Here is a 20,368-nt window from a genome sequence, read left to right as displayed (position 1 = left end):
ACAGTCTCACGCTCTTTGGCTTCTGGCACTCCACGACATGATTTCATTTGCAGTTTTCGTGTGCAGCTTTTTCGGTGCAGCGGTCGAGTGGCGCGGCCAGAATTACCGAGTGTTCCGCGACGGCAGTATTGAGAAGGACGGATTCGACTAAGAGACGGTTCGGGATTGCCGCACTCCACCATGGATCGCTCTGACGATCCACCGGTAGCGCGCAGGCCTGCGGTATTGGGCACCTGACAATCTCCCCAAGGCCGTGATGCGATCAAGTCGACCCCAACGGCGACAGCGATCCGGATCAAGGGATGAAACGCCGGGCCAACTCCCAGGCAGCGAGATGCCGCCTTTCAACCGACCACGGCGACATCGAGAATTTCTGGCTGCCGCCTAGCCTTGGGAGGAAAAGCACCCGACTTGAGCGCAGCTGACATTCGCATGTGACAGAGATCTCGCTCATCAGACGACCTGCTCATCTGTCCGGGAATCAAACATGGCTGATTAGTACTCTCCGCCGGGTACCACGGTCGTTGTCGCGGTTGCCTTTTAAAGGAGAAAGATGCAACTAGCCGACAACACGGCGGAGGCACGTCGAGCCCGCTTCGGCAGCGACCGGCGCAACCAGAAAGTTGGCGCGGCCGGTTTCACGGGGTGTCAGATCGTTACCCCTCCAACAAAATGACGTGGTGATGCCGGTAAACGATCAGATCGGCGGGCGCCCGACGGCGCTCCACACGAGGAGGCAAGAGATGCGGATGTTCGTTCTGCCGGGCGACGGTATCGGGCCGGAAATTTGTCAAGCCACCGTCACGGTTCTCCAGGCGGCCGACCGGGCATTCGAACTCGGTCTGTCCTACGACTATGAAGAAATCGGCTTTGTCAGCCTGGAGAAATACGGCACGACCTTACGTGACGAAACCCTCGAACGGGCCCGGAGCTTCGACGGCATCATTCTCGGACCGGTGTCGCACATGGATTATCCGCCGCGCGACAAAGGCGGCCCAAACCCATCCGCCCAGTTCCGCGTCAAGCTCGATCTCTATGCCAATGTCCGGCCGGCCCGCTCGCGCCCGTTCCTGAACGCGAGTGGCAAGGAGATGGATCTCGTCATCATGCGGGAGGCGACCGAAGGCTTCTACCCGGACCGCAACATGTTCAAGGGATCCGGCGAATTCATGCCGACGCCTGACGTCGTCATCTCGATGCGCAAGCTGACTGCGCATGCGTGCGAGCGCATCGCACGTGCCGCCTTTGTGCTTGCCATGAAGCGCCGCAAGAAGGTTACGGCCATCCACAAGGCAAACAATTTCATCCTCTCGGACGGGTTCTTCCTCGAGAAGGTGCACAAGGTCGCTGCAGATTTCCCGGAAGTCAGCGTTGACGAGGTGATTGTCGATGCAATGACTGCGCACCTTGTCCGTCACCCCTCACGGTTCGACGTGGTCGTCGCAACCAATTTCCATGCCGACATTCTTTCGGATCTGGCGAGCGAACTCTCAGGAGGCCTTGGCCTCGCAGGTTCGATCAATGCCAATGCCGAAACAGGCCGCGTGTGTGCCCAGGCCCAGCACGGCTCGGCGCCCGACATCCAGGGGCAGAACAAGGCCAATCCGACCTCGCTGATCCTGTCTGCCGGCATGATGCTGAGCTGGCTCGGCGAGCAGCGCGGGCTTCCCGCGTTCGAAGCAGCCGGGGCCGCGATCGACCGCGCGGTCGATGCCGTGTTGGCCGATCCCAAGACCCGCACGCCCGATCTCGGTGGCCCCCTGGGTACGGATGCATTCGGGGAACATGTGGCGCGGCGCGTGGCGCGGAGCTGATCGGCGAGAATGATCGCGGCCCGAGCACCTCGCGCCAGCGATACGGCAAGGCAGCTGCGGCAGAAATTCGCAGTTCCGTCTCGTGGACCTCTGTTCGCGCCGCCTCAATGAGCGGAAGGTCGGACCATCAGCTCGCAGGCCCTGCCCGCTTTTCGGGCTTTGCCGCCGGCCAGGCACGCATCGCCAACCGGCCGATTTCAGAGAGCTTCTCGCGCGAGGCTCCGTCGCGCGCCTGCACCGCAAGCCCCCGCGCCACCGCGCTGTAATAGGCGGCCAGCATGTCGCAATCAGTATCTTCCGACAGATCGCCGTTGGCGACGCCCTTGCGCATGCGTTCCGCCATCGCGCTTTCGGAAAATGCGCGATACTCGGCCATCTTGTCGCGAACGTTCTTCATTCCCGGCGAACAATGTGTCCCGGCGAGCGAGATCATGCATCCCAGCGGATGGTCACCGCGCGTGAATTCTTCTGCCGTCGCCTCAAACAGTCGTGCGAAGGCCGTTTTCGTATCGATCGAGGGGTCATTGAGAATGGCAAAGAACCATTGGCCGGCCCATTCCAGATACGAGCGCGTGGCCTCGCCGTAGAGAGCTTCCTTGCTTCCGAACGAGTTGTAGAAACTCGACGCGCTGATTCCCATCGCGGCAATCAGGTCGTCGAACGACGTCCCTTCGTAGCCGCGTTCCCAGAACAGCTTCATCGCCGCGTTCAGCGCCGTGCCGCGATCAAATACCGCGGGCCGGCCCCTGCCGCGCCTGCCCTCTTCCAGTTTCGTCCCTTGATTTATTTTTGGTGTCATCGCTCCAAAAATCCTTGAACAGCGCCTCCCTGGCTCTATATCCCGAGCTCTATATTGGAGCGAATCCTCCAAATATCAACCCCGCCGCCGCCAAATTCAACAAGAAGATCAACAGGAACGACTGGGCAGCCTCATGGATCAGATCAGCGATCGCTCGAACATTGAACGCGAACCGGCTGACAGGCCAATGCCGCGGCGCCGGCGGACCTGGCGAACGCCTGCAATCGGCGCAGCGATGGCCGTCGCCGCCCTGCTCGTCTATTTCGGCCTTGCAGCCCATCGAGGCAATCAGGCGGCCGCGGTCCCAACACCCGCGCCGCAGGTGACGGTCAGCCAGCCATTGCAGCGCAAGATCGATAGCAGGGCCAGTTTCCTCGGACAATTTTCGGCGATCGACAGGGTCGAACTGCGCGCCCAGGTCGGCGGGACGCTGACCGAGATCCATTTCAGGGACGGCCAGATCGTCCATAAAGGCGACCTGCTGTTCGTGATCGACCCGCGACCCTACGAGATCAAGCTCGAACAAGCCAAGGCGGCGTTGCAGACGGCGACGGCCCGGGTCGAACTTGCGAACGCCCAGCTTTCGCGCGCGCAGTCGCTCCGGCGCAACGAATTCGCGACCCAGGAAACGGTCGACCAGCGCACCTCGGACCAGGATTCCTCAAGCGCCGCGGTCGAAGACGCCAAGGCTCGCATCCGCGATGCCGAGCTCGACCTCGAATATTGCCATGTGCGCGCGCCCTTCACCGGGCGCATCGGCGCACGCCAGGTTTCAGTCGGAAGCCTCGTTGCCGGCAGCCGCGCCGCGACGAGCCCGACCACCCTGTTGGCGACACTGGTCTCGCTCGATCCGCTCTATCTCGACTTCGACATGAGCGAATCCGACTTTTTGACCTTCTCGCGGGAGCGCGCGCGCGTCGGCGGTCCGCTCGCCAACAAGGTGATGATCGGCCTCAGCGACGAAAACAACTTCACGCGCGACGGGACGCTCGACTTCATCGACAATGCGCTCGACCGGTCGAGCGGCACTATTCACGCGCGGGCGACTGTGCCGAATCCCGACCTGTTCCTGGCGCCCGGCCAATTCGCCCGGCTTCGCGTCGCGATCGCGTCGCCCACGTCGGCCTATCTGCTTCCGGACTCCGCCGTCGTGCTCGACCAGTCACAGCATTTGGTAATGACGGTCGGGCCCGATGCGACGGTGAAGCCCAAGATCGTGACAACCGGCGATCTTCGCGGCGGATTGCGCGTGATCCGGTCCGGGCTGGGGCCGATGGACCGGGTCGTCATTGACGGCCTCGTGCGCGCCGTTCCCGGCAGAAAGGTCGCGCCGCAGCACGGCACCATCCACTACGACGCGGCGGCCGACGAGCAGGGCTGACGCACATTGGATCGAGGCAGGAGCTTTCCATGACCCATAGCTTCATCGACAGGCCGATTTTCGCCACCGTGCTGAGCGTCTTCGTGACGCTGATCGGGTTAGGAGCGCTCGCGATTCTGCCCATTGCGCAATATCCGGAGATCGTGCCGCCCACGGTCCAGATCACCACGAGCTATCCCGGAGCGTCTGCGGACGTCGTGTCGCGGACAGTTGCCACGCCGCTTGAGCAGGAGATCAACGGCGTCGAGAATATGATCTACATGAACAGCCAGTCGACCGGCGACGGCAAGCTCACGATCACGGTGACATTCCGGATCGGCACCGACCTCAACGTTGCGCAGATGCTGACTCAGAATCGCGTGCAGGACGCCTTGCCGCGCCTGCCGGAGGACGTGCAACGGCTGGGCGTGCAGGTCAGAAAGGCGACCCCGAACATTCTGCTCGCCGTCCATCTCTATTCGCCGGATTCGTCCCGCGACCTGCTCTACATCTCGAACTACGCCACATTACATGTGAAGGACGTGCTGGCACGGCTACCGGGGGTCGGCGACATCACGATGCAGGGCGGGCGTGAATATGCCATGCGCATTTGGCTCGATCCGGACAAGGTCGCGGCGCATAACTTGAACGCCGGCGAAGTCCTGGCCGCGCTACGCGCCCAGAACATCCAAGTCTCGGCGGGCATCCTGAACCAGCCGCCAATTGCATCAAAGCAGGCTTATCAGCTCAACGTTCAGACGCTCGGCAGGCTTTCGACGCCCGAAGAGTTCGCCGCAATCGTTCTGAAGGCCGACAGCGCGGGCCGCGTGACGCGGCTGCGCGACGTTGGCCGCGTCGAGATCGGCGCCTCTGACTACGGTTCGAGCGCCTATATGGACCGGCAGCCAGGTCTGCCGCTCCTGATCTTCGCTCAGCCCGGGGCCAATTCGCTCGCCGTCGATCGCGAAGTGATCGCCGCGATGGAGAAGCTCGGCAAGGACTTCCCGCCGGGGCTCGAATACAAGATCATCTACGATCCGACCATCTTCGTCAGCAAATCGATCGACGAGGTAATCAAGACCATTTTCGTCGCGATCCTGCTCGTCGTCGGCGTCGTCTTCCTGTTTCTCCAGAGCTGGCGGGCTGCCATCATTCCGGTGATTGCAATCCCGGTCTCGCTGATCGGCACCTTCAGTTTCCTCTACGCACTCGGCATTTCGCTGAACAACCTGTCGCTGTTCGGCCTGGTGCTGGCGGTCGGCATCGTGGTCGACGACGCCATCGTGGTGGTGGAGAACGTCGAACGCAATCTCGAGCGCGGCATGAGCCCGAAACAAGCCGCCCACGTCACCATGAACGAGGTCGGCGGCGCGCTGATCTCGATCGCGCTGACATTGTGCGCGGTGTTCGTGCCGTCGGCCTTTCTGTCCGGCATTACCGGGCAGTTTTTCCGGCAATTCGCCGTCACCATCGCTGCCTCGACCTTGATTTCCTGCTTCGTCTCGCTGACGCTGAGCCCCGCGCTCTGTGGGGTTCTGTTCAAGGCCCATGAGCCGGGCCACGCTACGCGCCGTACATTGATCGCGCGTCTCGTGCAGAGCGCATTCGACCGCTTTAACTTCGGTTTCAACTGGCTTTCGACTGCCTACGGCCGACTGACTCGGCGGCTCTTGCAGGTCGCCGGCGTCATGCTCGCGGTCTATCTTGCCTTGATCGGCATCGCCGGATTCCAGTTTGCCCGCGCCCCTACCGGCTTTATCCCCGAGCAGGATCAGGGTTACCTTATCACGGTCGTCCAGTTGCCGCCCGGCGCAACGCTCGATCGCACCGAGGCGGTGGTCAAGAAGGCGATCGACATCATCATGTCGACGCCAGGTGTGGAGCATGTGGCGCCGTTTGCCGGACTCGACGCGACGACCTTCACGATCGCCTCAAATGCCGGCACGATATTCTCCGGCCTGCCGTCGCTCTATAATCACGAAGTCAAGGGTGTGAACGCGGCCAGCGTCCTGGCCGAGTTGCGCAAACGCCTGTCGGTCATCCAGGAAGCCCACGTCCTGACGATCCCGCCGCCGCCGGTGCAGGGCATCGGCAATGCCGGCGGTTTCAAGATGATGTTGCAGGACCGCGCCGGCCTCGGATCGGACGCACTCGCGAGGGCTGCGCAGGCGCTGGTCGCCGCGGCCAACAAGGACCCGAGCTTCGCCGGGGTCTTCACGCTGTTCGGCACTCATTCGCCATCGATCTATGCCGACATTGATCGGGAGAAGGCCGAGAAGGTCGGCCTGACGCCGACTGACGTGTTCTCAACGCTCCAGCTCTATCTCGGCTCGCAATATGTCAATGACTTCAACTATCTTGGCCGCACTTATCAAGTGATCGCGCAGGCAGGCGCGAGCTTCCGCCAGGATCCGCAGGATATCGCACGGCTGAAAGTGCGCAATGTATCCGGCGAGATGGTACCGATCGGCACCGTCGCGCGGCTGAAAGCCGAGAGCATGCCCTACCGGGTACCTCGCTACGATCTGTTTCCCGCCGCCGAAGTCATGGGCGTCGCGGCGCCGGGCGTTGCGACGGGCAGCGCACTGCAACGGATGGAGGAACTCGCGCACCAAGTGCTGCCACCCGGCATCGGGTTTGAGTGGACGGAGCTTGCATTCCAGCAGCAACTGCCTGGGACCTCGTCGCTCCTCGTGTTCGGGGCCGCAGCGTTGTTCGTGTTCCTGGTGCTCGCGGCGCAGTACGAGAGCTGGAACTTGCCGTTGGCAGTGGTGATGATCGTGCCAATGTGCCTGCTCGCTTCGGTGACCGGGCTGTTGATGCGAGGCATGCCGATCGACGTGCTGGCGCAGATCGGCTTCGTCGTGCTGGTCGGCCTGGCCGCCAAAAACGCCATCCTGATCGTGGAGTTTGCGCGGCAAACTGAAGAAAGCGGAGCCACTCCCGCTGAAGCCGCCGTCACCGCTGCGCGCACCCGGCTTCGTCCGATTCTGATGACGTCCCTGGCCTTCATCTTCGGTGTCGCGCCGCTGGTGGTTGCGAGCGGCGCAGGCTCGGAAATGCGACAGTCGCTGGGAACAGCCGTGTTTTCCGGCATGCTCGGCGTCACCGCCTTCGGCCTGCTATTCACCCCCGCCTTCTACACGATCGTCCGCAGGATTGGCCGCAAGGGCACGAAGCCCGGCGCGGCGAGAAGTGGCGCCGCTCCGGGTCATGACCATGCGAGCGCGCGCACGCCGCGTGACCTGGACCTGAAAGCGGGCCGCCGACTACGCGGCGCGGATATTGGCAAGGAAGCGGTCGACGTCGGCGCGCAGCTTCGCCGCCTGACTGCTCAACTGCTCGGCCGAGGCAAGCACACCGTTTGATGCATTGCCGGTCTTTTCGGCCGCTTGGTTGACGGCCGCGATATTGCTCGAGACCTGTCCAGTTCCGAGTGCGGCCTCCTGGACGTTGCGGGCGATTTCCTGGGTCGCCGTTCCCTGCTGCTCGACCGCGATCGAGATGGCGGACGTAATCTCGTTGATTGCTCCGATGGTGCGGCCGATGCCCTCGATCGCCTGCACCGCTTCTGTGGTCGCATCCTGCATGGCGCCAACCTGGGCCGAGATTTCATCGGTCGCCTTCGCCGTCTGGCTCGCCAGCGACTTGACCTCGTTGGCGACAACGGCAAAGCCCCTGCCCGCTTCGCCGGCCCGCGCCGCCTCGATCGTGGCATTGAGCGCGAGAAGGTTGGTCTGGCTTGCGATATCGCTGATCAGCTTGACGACGTCGCCGATCTTCTGTGCCGCCGCTGACAGGCCCTGCACCGTGACATTGGTGCGGTTGGCTTCGGCGACCGCCTGACCCGCGATTTCCGTCGACTGAGTGACCTGGCGGCCGATTTCGGACACCGAAGACGACAATTCCTCAGTGGCGGCGGCAACAGTCTGCACGTTGACCGAGGCCTGCTCAGCGACCGCAGCGACGGACGTGGCCTGCCGGCTCGCCTCGATCGCGGTTGAGGACATGCTTCGCGAAGTTGCCTGCATGTCCGAGGCGGCGCCCGATAGGCTGTCCAGCGACGCACGAACGCCGCGCTCGAATTCGTCAGCCGTACGGGCCAGCAAGACCTTGCGTTCGGAATCGGCCTGCGACTTTAATACGTCCTGCTCGCCGCGAAGCCGGCCTGCCTCGACCATGTTGTCGCGGAACACCTTCACGGACTGCGCCATCGCGCCGACCTCGTCGCCGCGGTCGAGCGCCGGAATGGAAGTCGCCGTATCGCCTTCCGCAATCTTGCGCATCGCCATCGTCATGGCAGTGATCGGATTCACGACGCTGCGGCCGAGCAGGAAGAACAGACCGCCGATTACCAGCAGCGCCAGGACAACCATGATCGACCTGTTGCGGGCTTGCTGCCAGAAGATGGCATCCACGTCATCGAGGTAGATGCCGGAGCCGATGATCCAATCGAACGGTTTGAATTCGACGGAATAGGTAAGTTTCGGTATCGGATCGCCACCCGCCGCCCGCGGGAAGCGGAACGTCAGGAACGATCCACTGCTGGATGCGCGTTCAAGCTGACGCCGTACGAACGGCACGCCGTCCGGGTCGGTGGCGCCCATCAGGTTCTTGCCCTCGACCTGAGGGTTCGGGTTCGACGCCGCAACGCCCTGGCGATCGATGGCGTAGACATAATCACCCTTCCCGAAGCGCATGCTGCGCAGCAACGCCTTGGCCCGCTCCATCGTCTCGGCCTCGGACAGCCCGGCCTTGCGGGAAAGCTGATAATCATAGTCGAGCGTCTCGCGGGCGATCGTGACGATGTCCTGGAGCTTGGCCCGGCGGTCTTCCATCATATTGTCCCACAGCGCCGACAGCCCAAGGCCGGCCATCGCCGCGATGCTCAGCACGGAAAGACCGATCATCATCAAGAGCTTGTAGGAAATGCGTAAGTTGCCGAGCATTGAACACCTGGTTTCCGGAAAGCGCCCTGCGCGCGACTGACCAAAGCGGCGCAGATCAACGACCAAGTTCACGTTAACGAGATAGACCTAAGTAAGGGTAAAAATCCCTAAACGCCCGGCACAAGCCGGAGGGCGATATGGCTTTGCGCTTGAAGCGGCGCCACATTTTGGGCGTGCGATTTGGGCCTGCAATGCGCTTGTTCGATCGCGACCGATCGAGAACGCCTTTTGCGAGGATTCGGTGATCGCCACATAAATCTCATCGAGATTCGGCTGCGCGACGCAATAAGGCAGCCTCACATAAATCGTGTTGCCGGGCGGCAGAGGTGCCGCGGATAGCTTGCGAACTTCGGAATCGGAGATCTTGCCTCACGCCGGCGCCCGGTTGAGGCGCGAGGTCATGCCGAGCCGGTCCAGCAGGTTGGCGTCGCGGGCGGCCTGCGGGTTCTTCGTGGTCAGGAGGACATCGCCGATGAAGATCGAATTGGCACCGGCCAGGAAACACAGCGCCTGCAATTCGTCGGTCATGTATTGCCGCCCGGCCGAAAGCCGCACCACGCTCTGGGGCATCATGATGCGGGCGACCGCAACCAGCCGCGCCAACGAGATCGGATCGGGGCGTTCGGCGGTGTCGTTGACCGGCACGCCCTTCACCTCGTTCCAAAGATTGATCGGCACGCTCTCGGGGTGATCCGGCAGATTGGCGAGCAACACCAGCATGCCGAGCCGATCGTCGACCGCCTCGCCCATGCCGATGATGCCGCCGCAGCAAACCTTGATGCCGGCCTCGCGAACACGGGCCAGCGTGTCGATGCGATCCTGCAAGGTGCGGGTGGTGATGATGTGGTCGTAAAATTCCGGGGAGGTGTCGACGTTATGGTTGTAGAAATCGAGCCCGGCCTCGCGCAGGCGCGCGGCCTGCGGGCCGGTGAGCATGCCCAGCGTCACGCAGGTTTCCATGCCGAGCTCCTTCACGGCACTGACCATGCCGCAGACCTCATCCAGATCGCGCTCCTTCGGATTGCGCCACGCCGCCGCCATGCAGAAGCGGGCCGCGCCGGCGTCGCGCGCGCGCCGCGCGGTTGCGACCACATCGGCTTGCGCCATCAGCTTGGTCGCCTTCAGCCCGGTGTCGTAGTGCGCGCTCTGCGAGCAGTAGCCGCAGTCCTCCGGGCAGCCGCCGGTCTTGATGCTCAGCAGGCTCGCGGTCTCGACGTGATTGGGATCGAAGTTGGCGCGATGGGCACTCTGGGCGCGAAACATCAGGTCGGCGAAGGGCAGATCGTAAAGGGTCTGTGCCTCCGTACGGGTCCAGTCGTATCGGATCGCGTCGATACCGTGGCTGTCCCGAACCCGGCCGTTATCTCGCGGTCCAACCAATCCGTCGGCCATGCAGACACCTTTTTTATTTATAGATAAACGCGTTCTTTATCTATAATCATGTGGATGGCTCTACGTTAGCCGAGGCCAGCTGACCCTGCATCCAAATTTGTAATAGATAATCTATGAACGAGAGCAATGAGAGCGCCACCATCGCGGCGCGGATTACCAAGGCGATTGCCGAACGCATTATCGCCGGGACCCTCAAGCCGGATGCGCCGCTACGGCAGGATCACATCGCGCGCGAATTCAATTCGAGCCATGTCCCGGTTCGCGAGGCCTTTCGGCAGCTCGAAGCGCAGCATCTCGTCACTGCCCTTCCCCGCCGCGGCGTTCGGGTCGCCCCGCTCGACGCCGCTTCCATCCGCGAGATCTCCGAGATGCGCGCCGCGCTCGAAGTGGTGGCGCTGCGCCACGCCGCACCCAAGCTGACGCAAGCTCACCTCGCCAAGATCGAACTGGCGCTGATCGAGGGCGAAAACGCCGAAACATTGCAGGAATTCGAGACCGCAAACCGCGCCTTCCACCAGGCGCTGGTGACACCGTGCGGTATGCCGCGCTTGCTCGCCAGCCTCGACGGACTGCAGCGTGCGAATTCACGCCTGGTGTTTGCGACGGCACGCAGCTCTGGTTGGCGACCGCGGTCTAATCAGGATCATCGGCTCATTCTCGGCGCGTTGCGCGCCCGAAATCTCGAGCAGGCGAGTTCTCTGCTCGCCCGCCACATCCAGACCATCGAGCGGCTGACGGTTCCTGCGGCTTAGAAGAGAGATGATCGGCCTGCGGCGAAGCATATGCCGCAGAGTCCGGCTCAGGCGCCGGCCAGCGGCAGGCTCTCTGCCGCAATCGCAACGAACTGCGCCAAGCGGCGTCCGAGACGACAGCGGGTCGAGCGGAAAAATGAATTCAGGCGGCCCATGACTTGTTTCCGAAGACTCTCGTCCAAGTCCTTGACCTGAAACTCGAAAGTCCTGACGTACAGGTATGGGTTTCGCGGCAAGCGGTGTCGAGACTCCGACAAAAATAGCAATGGGACGCGCGTCCAGCCCCGCCCGGCCAGCAGATTCATTGTCCGGTGCCGCCCGGTGAAGAACAAAATCTTCTACGGGGCTGGCTGACCGCTTATCCCGGCGTGAAACCAAAGGTGCGCTCGAAGCGCCTGGCATAGGCCGGCCAAACCTCGGGATTGACCAGGCGCGGCGGCCGCTTGCCGTCAAGCGCATCGAGCATCTGTTCGGCGGCGATTCTCGCCATGTTCTCGCGCGCCTCTTTCGTGACGCCCGCCGTGTGCGGGCTCGCGATCACATTGTCGAACTGCAAAAGCGGATGGTCCGGCGGCGGCGGCTCCTTGGCCCAGACGTCGAGGCCTGCCCCTGCAATGCGCTTGTCGCGCAGCGCCTGCTCCAGCGCGACCTCGTCATGAATAAAGCCACGTGCCGTGGTGATGAAATAGGCGTGCGGCTGCATCAGTGCAAATTCGCGCGCCCCGATCATGCCGCGGTTGTCCTTGGTCAGCGGGCACGAAATCGAAACGAAATCCGAGCGTCGCAGCAGATCATCGAGTGCGACCTTCTCGCCACCGCGCTCCGCCATTTCGGTTGCAGAGAGATAAGGGTCGTAGGCCAGCACATTCATGGAAAGCAGGCCCTTGCAGAGCGCGGCAATGCGGCGGCCGACATTGCCGAGACCGACGATGCCGATGGTCTTGCCTTGCACTTCGTTGCCCATCAACGCGTTGCGGTTGACGTTAGCTTCGCGCCTGATCACGCGATCGGCCTGAATGATGCGCTTCGAAAGCGTGATCAGCATCGCGAGCGCATGTTCGGCGACCGAATGCGCATTGCCGCCGGACTGGTTGACGACGATCACGCCCGCCGCCGTGCAGGCATCAACATCGACCGGATCGTAGCCGGCGCCGTTCGAGGAGACGATCAGGAGATTGGGGGCGCGGCGAAGCAGATCGGCGTCGACGTGAAAATGCCTCGCCAGTTCATCGCGCGCGGCCCCGATCTGATAGGCGTGCGCGGCGGATAGAACCGGTGCAGCAACCTCCTCCGGGCTTTCATTCTCGAGCCGGTCGAGGCGGACGTCGGGACGGGCCTTCAGGATATCGGCATAGAGCTGGTTGGCGAGGTATTTGACGTAGAACACGCGCTTGTTGTTGACGGACATCTTTCTTCTTTCGCTTCGATCAGTCGGCCGAGATGCCGGCTGCTTTGATAATCGGTCCCCACTTGTCGTAATCCGCGTGGATCTTGGCATCGAGTTGCTGCGGAGTGCTGCCGACCGGCGAGTCACCGAACTTCGCAAGTCGCTGCTTGACGGCATCGGTGTTCAAGGCGGCGACGAAATCCCTGGAAAGTTTCGCGACGAGGTCGGACGGCATTCCGCGCGGCCCAAGCACGGCCCACCAGACTTCGGTGGCATAACCAGGCAGCGTCTCCGAGATCGCCGGCACGTCAGGCAATAGCGGCGACCGCTGAGCCGTCGTCACGGCCAATGCGCGCAGCGTGCCTGCCTTCAACTGGCCCAGCGCTTCCGGCGCATTGTTGAAAGACATCGGGATTTGACCGCCGAGGAGATCGTTGATTGCGGGCGCCCCGCCTTTGTACGAAATGGGCTTGATGTCGATTTTCGCCATGCTCTTGAGCAATTCGCCGGCCAGATGTGTCGACGTACCGGTACCGGCATGGCCGAAGGACAGGCTTCCCGGCTTCGCCCGCGCTTGCGACAAGACGTCCGCAAGCGACTTGAAGGGCGAGTCCGCGCGCACCAAGAGAATATTGGGGGACGTTGCCAGCAGTGAAATCGGCGTAAAATCCCTGAAGGTGTCATACGGAATGTTCGGATACAGGAACGGATTGGTGGCGTGTCCGCTCGCGACGACGATCAGCGTGTAACCGTCGGGTGGCGAGGTCACGAGCACCTGCGATGCAATGACGCCACCTGCTCCCGGCCGGTTTTCCACAATCACCGATTGTCCCCATTCGCGCGAAACCGCGTCGCCCAGGGTACGCGCGAGAATGTCGACGCCACCGCCGGCCGCATACGGGACCAAGATATGAACGGCTTTGGATGGAAAGGGAGTCTGCGCCGACGTCACACCGGAGGCAAAAATGGCTGCCACGCACACCGCACGGCGCGACCATCGGCTCAAGAACAACTTGCTCCAGAACGAGCTGTCCAAGAACTCGCCTCCCGATCTTGCTTGCCTTTGTTTCTTCGCCTTATGGCATGCCTGCGCGGAAACCGCCTCATCGCCCTGTGCAGGCCGCACGGCGCTCAGGGCATGTTGACAATCCTGCCATTCGCGTCAAGTTCGCGCCACTAAGGGTGAGGCCAAGGACGCGTCGCGTAACTTTCGCCTTGAGAGCGGAGGAAAATCAGATGGCGGACGGACAAACGTCGCCGATGGGGCTCGGCCAGAAAGCGTGGTACGAGATCGTCTTGCAGACGCTCAAGCGAAACGACGTCCGCCTCGTACCCTATGTGCCGGACCGCGTGCTGACGCGGCTGATCAAGGAACTCCACGCCGATCCGTTTTTCACGACGTTTCCGACCGCCCGCGAAGAAGAGGCCGTCGGCATCGTTTCCGGAGCCTGGATGGGCGGGATGCGCGGCGCCGTGCTGATGCAGACGTCCGGCTTTGCGACGCTTGCAAATGTGCTGGCCTCGCTCGCGCTGCCGTACCAGATTCCGCTGATCATGTTCGTCTCCGAGCGCGGAACGCTCGGAGAGTTCAATTTCGGGCAGTCGCTGGTTTGCCGCACCATGCGGCCGGTACTCGATTCGCTGGCGATGGAGCATCACACCGCAACGCGGATCGACGAATTCGAATTCATCGTCGACCGCTCGATCAAGCAGGCGATCGCCACCCAGGCGCCGGTTGCACTCATCCTGTCGCCGCTACTCACCGGCGGCAAGGTATTCGAGAAGTGAGCGAGCAAATGAGCCCTACGCAAACCCCGGCCCGCAACACCAAGGTGATGAACCGGTTCGATCTCACTTCGCGGCTGGTCGCCAAGCTGAAAAACCAGGAGGCGATTGTCGGCGGCATCGGAAATACCAATTTCGATCTTTGGGCTGCCGGTCACCGCCCCCAGAACTTCTACATGCTCGGGAGCATGGGGCTTGCGTTTCCGATCGCGCTCGGCGTCGCGCTGGCGCAGCCGGACCGGCGCGTCTTCGCCCTCGAAGGCGACGGCTCTCTGCTGATGCAGCTTGGTTGCCTGTCGACGATCGCGACGCTGAGGCCGAAAAACCTTACCATGGTCGTGATGGACAACGGCATTTACCAGATCACCGGCGCGCAGCCGACCCCGGCCGCCGCCTCAACCGATCTTATGGCGGTTGCGGTCGGTTGCGGGCTGACGAACAGCAGCTGGGCGGCCGACGAAGAGGATTTCGAGCGTCTGGTCGATCAGTCGCTGACCGCGTCCGAGCCAATGCTGATCGGCGTGCGGATTGACGACAAGCCCGGAACGGGAACGACCCGCCGCGATCCGGTGCAGATCCGTGAGCGCTTCATGCTCGGTCTCGGCGTCCGCGAGGCACTGTGACGGGCACAAAAATGGACGGCCGGAAACATTCCGGCCGCCCCTGGATCAGCAAGATCGCCGCGCGGGTTTATTGAATAATGCGGATCACCCGGCGTGTGCGCGGCTCGACGATCACCCGCCGGTTATTCACCACCGCATAGCGGTAGTCGACATAACCGGGGACAGGCCGCACCTCGACAGTGGGCGGCAGCGGCTCGCCTATCACCACGGGCTCCTCAACCACCACCGACGGGGCGCGGACGCCCTCCACCGAAGTGATCACCGCATTCGGGATTTCGACGGCAGCGCCAAGCGCGGCGCCGACCGTGCCGCCAACGATCTCACCCACCGGACCTGCCACGGCACCGCCCGTTCGCGCGCCGTTGACGGCACCCGCGGCCGTGGTTGACTGGGCGAACGCGCTGCCCGACGCCAGCAGCGACACCGCCATCAGTGAAACAGCCAGTCTGCTTTCCATCGCATTCTCCTCCTCTTCACGGCAGCGCTAACCACCAGCCGAAGGAGTTTGTTCCGGGCGATTATCGCCGGTTCCGTTGGCTAACGAGGGAACAAAGATTGCAGAGGCCTACAGGCCTCGCCTGCGCCTGCGTTCGGCGCGAAAGCCCGCCGCAGCGAAGCCGCCTCTGTCCTTGAGGCCGCGCGTCAGCTCGGGCCAGTAGAGAAGAAAACTCGATCCGCACACCGTCACGACGACGATTGCCGTAGCGAAGGCGGGCGATGACGAGGCCGCCGCAATCAGCTGTCTCAGCGCCGAGGCGGCCCAGGGAACGAGGTTGGACGGCAATGCGATGGCGCCGGCTGTCGCCGGCAAGGTCAGCATCACCACTGCTCCCGCGACCAGCGCATTGCCCGCCGCCAGGATTGCGACCGTCCAGGCAAGCCCGCGCGGCAGCGACAGCGCGATGTCCGCGGCTTTCGCAACGACGATCCACACCACCAGCAAGACAAGCATTGCCATTGGCGAGAAATCCGTCAGCCATGCGACGACGACAAACAGGATACCGAGGTCGAACTTGACGAACTCCGGAAACTTGCAGCGCAGCAGTTTTGGGCCAGCGACTTCGAAGGCGTCCAGCACTGTGCAGACCGCCATGCCGGCGAAGAAGCCGCCGAGGTACGTGCCCCAATCGAACCCCGGCGCAAAAAGCGCGATCGCAACATTGAGTCCGATGGTGAGCGCAAAGAAACTCGCCGGCAGATCGATTCTCTTGAGGAGCTTCAGGCACAAGAGCGCACCGAGAATGCCGGAAATGCCGGCGGAGGCGCCGACGCTGAAATAAAAACCTGGATGGGTGAAGACGCCGGCGAGCGCGCCGGCGATCACCGCGACGAAATAAATCAGCAGGAAGTAGGAGGCGCCGACGCGTCCCTCCAGCGGACCTCCCCACCAGACAAGGCACGCCATATTGATGAGGATATGCACCATGCTGGCATGAAGAAAGGCATAGGCGACCAGCCGCCAGTATTCGTGGCGCGCCAGCGCACCGCTGTACATCGCGCCTAAACGCAACAGCGCTCCCGGGCTGGGAGCCGACAGACCCGAGCGCTGCAAGGTAAGCGCATAGACCAGGATATTGACGGCCAGCAGCAATGCCGTTGCGGTGTGGGGAAACTCTAACGCGCGGACGGAACGGTTGAACTTCATGACGGATACGCGGCCGCGCGTTGCAAGACGATTGGGCTTAAGCTTGCGATTTAAGCCTTGGATCGTCTTTAGCATACACGCGCGCAGCGGCGAAATTCACCGTCAGCGGCAATCTTTTCTGGCTGGAAGCAACCGGATCATACCGGCAGCAGCTGGGCCGCAGGTTCTGCCGCAAGGCTCGCGGGCTCGTCGTCCAGCGGCAGATCAAGCACTTCCTCGAACTCGACGATCTGGTCGATTTCGGTGCCCATCGCGATGTTTGTCACGCGCTCCAGGATGAATTCGACGACCACCGGCACCTGATGCTGCTTCATGAGCTCACGCGCCTCCGCAAAGGCGGCCTGCGCATCCTTCGGATCGGTGACGCGGATTGCCTTGCAGCCGAGCCCTTCGGCGACGGCCACGTGATCGACGCCATAGGCGCCGAGTTCCGGCGCATTGACGTTCTCGAACGACAGTTGCACCTGATAGTCCATGTCGAACCCGCGCTGTGACTGCCGGATCAGGCCGAGGTAGGAGTTGTTCACGACGACGTGGATATACGGCAGCTTGAATTGCGCACCGACCGCGAGTTCCTCGATCAGGAACTGGAAGTCGTAATCGCCCGAGAGCGCGACGATCTCGCGGGTGGGATCGGCGGCGCGCACGCCGAGCGCTGCCGGGAGCGTCCAGCCCAGCGGCCCCGCCTGCCCGGCATTGATCCAGTGGCGAGGCCGGTAGACGCTGAGAAATTGCGGGCCGGCGATTTGCGACAGTCCGATGACGCTGATGTAGCAAGTGTCGCGGCCGAAGGCCCTGGTCATCTCCTCATAGACCCGCTGAGGCTTGATCGGCACATGGTCGAAGTGGCTCTTGCGCAGCATCGAGCGGTTGCGGTCCCGGCACGCCGCCGGCCACGCCTGACGCTCCTTCAGTTTGCCGGCCTTGCGCCAGTCCTTCGCAACGCTCACGAACAGCTCCAGCGCGGCCCTGGCGTCGGACACGATGCCAAGCTCGGGATTGAAGATGCGCCCGATCTGCGTCGGCTCGATATCGACATGCACGAAGGTGCGCCCCTTGGTGTAGGTTTCGATCGAGCCGGTGTGCCGGTTGGCCCAGCGGTTGCCGATACCCAGCACGAAATCGGATTGCAGCATCGTCGCGTTGCCGTAACGATGGCTGGTCTGCAGACCCACCAGACCGGCCATCAGCACGTGATCGTCGGGAATGACACCCCAGGCCATTAGCGTCGGCACCACGGGCACGTTGGTGATTTCGGCGAACTGCACCAGAAGATCGCCGGCATCGGCGTTGATGATGCCGCCACCGGCGACGATCAGCGGCCGATCGGCGGCATTGAGCATCTCAAGCGCCTTCTCGACCTGCTTGCGGCTGGCCGCGGGCTTGTAGATCGGCAATGGCTCATAGGTTTCGGCATCGAACTCGATTTCGGCGACCTGCACATCGAACGGCAGATCGATCAGCACCGGACCCGGGCGTCCCGACCGCATGATGTGAAATGCCTGGCTGAAGACGCGCGGGACGAGCGCAGGCTCGCGCACGGTCACGGCCCATTTCGTCACGGGCTTGGCGATCGATTCGATATCGACGGCCTGAAAGTCTTCCTTGTAGAGCCGCGCCCGCGGCGCCTGGCCGGTGATGCACAGGATCGGGATCGAATCGGCGATCGCCGAATAGAGCCCGGTAATCATGTCGGTTCCGGCGGGGCCGGACGTGCCGATGCAGACGCCGATATTGCCGGCCCTCGCCCGCGTATACCCCTCCGCCATGTGCGAAGCGCCCTCGACATGGCGGGCCAGGATGTGGCGGATCGAGCCGTTCTTCTTCAGGGCCGAGTACAGCGGATTGATTGCGGCGCCCGGAACGCCGAAGGCACAGACGACGCCTTCCTCTTCCAGAATCTTCACCGCCGCATCCACTGCCCGCATCTTCGCCATGTCGCGCTCCATTCCGTGATCTTCGTTGTGAGGATCATCGGGGGAAGCGGCACATCATCTCAACGGAGGCGAATTTATTTCCCGCCAAGCGGCAGGCGGCGGATTTAAGCGTATGTGGTCAAGCTGTTAGCAACGAGGAAAAATGGAAACGGCACCGGCAAAGTGCGCCGGCTGGCTTGAGGGCGCAGGCGCGGCTGTAGGCAAAGCGGGCGCTCGCTTCGCCGGGATGTCAGCTGATGACTCGGAACCTGACGTTTGTCGCCGAAGATCGTCAGGCTGTGTTTGATTTTTTGCACTTCCTCCAAGCGGATTGGGTGGCGACCACCATCGCTCGCCAGGCAGTGGCGCCCAATACGACCAAGTGAACAGCCACGATAGCGAATGATGCCGCTCTGCAAGCCTTATGTTTAGAAGCGGGTCGTGGCCACTGCTTCCCGGGCTCTGAAATCATCAAAAGGATGTCGGCGGCTGGCTTCCCTCCGCATATGGCCTGCCTGCTGGTGCGATGACCGCAGGCAACCACACCACGATACGGTCGGATTTGATTGCAGTTAAGAAACGGGCGAGATTCGGCTTCGGCCAATTGAGCTAGATCAAGCGCGCATTCCGCCTCGGCGACCTAACTTCCAGTCTGTCAGGGAGGCAGGAAAGTGATGTCAGACACGCAAAACGCGCTCAGCAAAGCCCACCGAAACAACATCTTCCGTTACCGTCGGCTGCTTGAGACGCCCCTAACGGATGTCGAACGTTCCTATATCCAGTCTCGGATATCGGAGGAGCAGTCAGCTTTGCGATCTGCTCTAGGACGAACCTCCGTGCAGTCTGAGGACAACGCGCGTTAGTCGTGATCGAGACCGGATTACATTGAGCCCCCAACGCCCTCCTCAATGTAAGCCGAGCCCGCTCAGCGCTCCCCTCGCTGAGCGGGCTTTTTCGCACGCAACTGAATCCACCCCGCGACCTCATTCGACTGGATACGTCCGGATCAAGAAGTTGCGTGAGGGCGGCCGCCACTACGAAGTCAACGCGCCGTTTTTCTCGCCGCCCGTGACAGCTCAGATCAGTTTCGCGCTGGATCGCACACGCGCTGAATGCAGCCTCCCGATGCACGAAACGTATCTGGCGGTTACGAAAGCAGGCCCGGATCTTTTTGGCTGCTGACGAAGCGCGAACTGCAGATTGATGCATTCATCAATTCGGGCAACGCGAATACCTCATAGAGATGTCATCTCCCATTTCAGGGAAAACCCGCACAATCGTATTCTCGTCTAGGATTTTCGCGCTGAATTGAACATTCGACACCATGATGTCGGTTGCGCAGCTGGCGATCAAATGGATCGAAGTTCCGTCTTCCTTCCGCAACTTGATTGAGCAACTCGACGCTTGGCCACGGACTTTGTTTCCCTCCACAATAAAGCCGCCACCAAACTGATCGGAATTCGGCGCGAACGAACCCCCGTTGCCTTCCTTCACAAATATCTTGTCACACAAAGATGCATCAGTTGCCCAGTGACCATTAAGGTCAAACGCAAGCACAGGCTGGCTCAAGGTCATCCAACTTGCAGCGCAAAACGTACAAAACATCAGCCATTTGGTCATCGTATTGATCCTTTTGCAAAACTCTTCTGTCGCATATGCGATCGGAGGCGCGATTGATCTCAATCAACTCCAGCATGGAGGTCCGCTATTTGCTGTACTCGGCACGATTATCGCTCTTGCTGCCGTAGTCGTCGGATGATTATTCACCGGCTCACCAACAGAGGTCCGTCTCATTCGGTTTGACGCGATGCGCGCGGCCAGGAATCTGGTCGCATTCACTTTTTTGAAAAGCGTGGCCCGGGAAGGCAATGTTTCGGCTTAGAAGCGAGGCCGCCGTCACAGCGATGATGGGTTGGCGGGTCGTTGAGCGAAGTTGATCTCGTCAC

The 20,368-nt window shown here is 62.1% G+C and carries 15 protein-coding genes; 6 read left to right on the top strand and 9 right to left on the bottom strand.

The features are described 5' to 3' along the window. The first annotated feature begins 743 nt into the window (after positions 1-743). Positions 744-1,814 carry an isocitrate/isopropylmalate dehydrogenase family protein gene (locus NEZ08_RS10065; RefSeq protein WP_298106470.1) on the top strand — a complete coding sequence of 357 codons (1,071 nt, stop codon included), beginning with the start codon at positions 744-746 and terminating at the stop codon, positions 1,812-1,814. A 127-nt stretch (positions 1,815-1,941) separates the two neighbouring features. On the opposite strand, the gene NEZ08_RS10060 is transcribed toward NEZ08_RS10065, so the two are convergent. Then, a complete protein-coding gene (locus NEZ08_RS10060) occupies positions 1,942-2,613 on the bottom strand; it encodes a TetR/AcrR family transcriptional regulator (protein ID WP_298106469.1) in 672 nt (223 codons plus the stop codon). A gap of 235 nt (positions 2,614-2,848) precedes the next feature. Between NEZ08_RS10060 and NEZ08_RS10055 the strand changes: the two genes are divergently transcribed. Then, positions 2,849-3,994, top strand: a complete 1,146-nt coding sequence (locus tag NEZ08_RS10055; protein WP_298106468.1) for an efflux RND transporter periplasmic adaptor subunit — start codon at positions 2,849-2,851, stop codon at positions 3,992-3,994. A 29-nt stretch (positions 3,995-4,023) separates the two neighbouring features. Further along, entirely contained in the window at positions 4,024-7,341 is a 3,318-nt protein-coding gene (locus tag NEZ08_RS10050; RefSeq protein WP_298106467.1) for an efflux RND transporter permease subunit, read from the top strand. Here NEZ08_RS10050 and NEZ08_RS10045 read toward each other — a convergent pair. Together NEZ08_RS10045 and bioB are read right to left on the bottom strand one after the other, a co-directional pair. Beyond that, entirely contained in the window at positions 7,243-8,922 is a 1,680-nt protein-coding gene (locus tag NEZ08_RS10045; protein ID WP_298106466.1) for a methyl-accepting chemotaxis protein, read from the bottom strand. The genes NEZ08_RS10050 and NEZ08_RS10045 overlap by 99 nt on opposite strands. Positions 8,923-9,291: 369 nt before the next feature. Further along, positions 9,292-10,314, bottom strand: coding sequence for a biotin synthase BioB (gene bioB / locus NEZ08_RS10040; RefSeq protein ID WP_298106465.1), 1,023 nt, complete (start codon positions 10,312-10,314; stop codon positions 9,292-9,294). 113 nt (positions 10,315-10,427) lie between these two features. Here bioB and NEZ08_RS10035 point away from each other — a divergent pair, with 113 nt between their 5' ends. Then, complete coding sequence (locus NEZ08_RS10035) at positions 10,428-11,066, top strand: GntR family transcriptional regulator (protein WP_298106464.1); 639 nt, start codon at positions 10,428-10,430, stop codon at positions 11,064-11,066. Between the two features lie 358 nt (positions 11,067-11,424). Here NEZ08_RS10035 and NEZ08_RS10030 read toward each other — a convergent pair whose 3' ends face one another. After that, positions 11,425-12,474, bottom strand: a complete 1,050-nt coding sequence (locus NEZ08_RS10030; RefSeq protein WP_298106463.1) for a hydroxyacid dehydrogenase — start codon at positions 12,472-12,474, stop codon at positions 11,425-11,427. A gap of 19 nt (positions 12,475-12,493) precedes the next feature. After that, positions 12,494-13,489, bottom strand: a complete 996-nt coding sequence (locus NEZ08_RS10025) for a tripartite tricarboxylate transporter substrate binding protein (RefSeq protein WP_298106462.1) — start codon at positions 13,487-13,489, stop codon at positions 12,494-12,496. Positions 13,490-13,689: 200 nt separating this feature from the next. On the opposite strand from NEZ08_RS10025, the gene NEZ08_RS10020 reads away from it, so the two are divergent. Beyond that, positions 13,690-14,241 carry a thiamine pyrophosphate-binding protein gene (locus NEZ08_RS10020; RefSeq protein WP_298106461.1) on the top strand — a complete coding sequence of 184 codons (552 nt, stop codon included), beginning with the start codon at positions 13,690-13,692 and terminating at the stop codon, positions 14,239-14,241. An 8-nt stretch (positions 14,242-14,249) separates the two neighbouring features. Beyond that, a complete protein-coding gene (locus tag NEZ08_RS10015; protein ID WP_298106460.1) occupies positions 14,250-14,861 on the top strand; it encodes a thiamine pyrophosphate-dependent enzyme in 612 nt (203 codons plus the stop codon). A 67-nt stretch (positions 14,862-14,928) separates the two neighbouring features. Here NEZ08_RS10015 and NEZ08_RS10010 read toward each other — a convergent pair whose 3' ends face one another. From NEZ08_RS10010 to NEZ08_RS09995, 4 genes are all read right to left on the bottom strand, one after another. Then, positions 14,929-15,318: a DUF1236 domain-containing protein gene (locus NEZ08_RS10010; RefSeq protein ID WP_298106459.1), complete on the bottom strand. Its 390-nt coding sequence runs from the start codon at positions 15,316-15,318 to the stop codon at positions 14,929-14,931. 108 nt (positions 15,319-15,426) lie between these two features. Continuing rightward, positions 15,427-16,506 carry a rhomboid family intramembrane serine protease gene (locus NEZ08_RS10005; RefSeq protein ID WP_298106458.1) on the bottom strand — a complete coding sequence of 360 codons (1,080 nt, stop codon included), beginning with the start codon at positions 16,504-16,506 and terminating at the stop codon, positions 15,427-15,429. A gap of 137 nt (positions 16,507-16,643) precedes the next feature. After that, positions 16,644-18,443 carry a glyoxylate carboligase gene (gene gcl, locus NEZ08_RS10000; protein ID WP_298106457.1) on the bottom strand — a complete coding sequence of 600 codons (1,800 nt, stop codon included), beginning with the start codon at positions 18,441-18,443 and terminating at the stop codon, positions 16,644-16,646. A 1,191-nt stretch (positions 18,444-19,634) separates the two neighbouring features. Beyond that, complete coding sequence (locus NEZ08_RS09995) at positions 19,635-20,042, bottom strand: hypothetical protein (protein WP_298106456.1); 408 nt, start codon at positions 20,040-20,042, stop codon at positions 19,635-19,637. Between the last annotated feature and the right edge of the window lie 326 nt (positions 20,043-20,368).

Source organism: Bradyrhizobium sp. (genome assembly GCF_027451485.1).
Taxonomy (GTDB): Bacteria; Pseudomonadota; Alphaproteobacteria; order Rhizobiales; family Xanthobacteraceae; genus Bradyrhizobium.
Note: the sequence above shows the minus strand (reverse complement) of the source record. Positions and strands in the feature narration are given on the sequence as shown.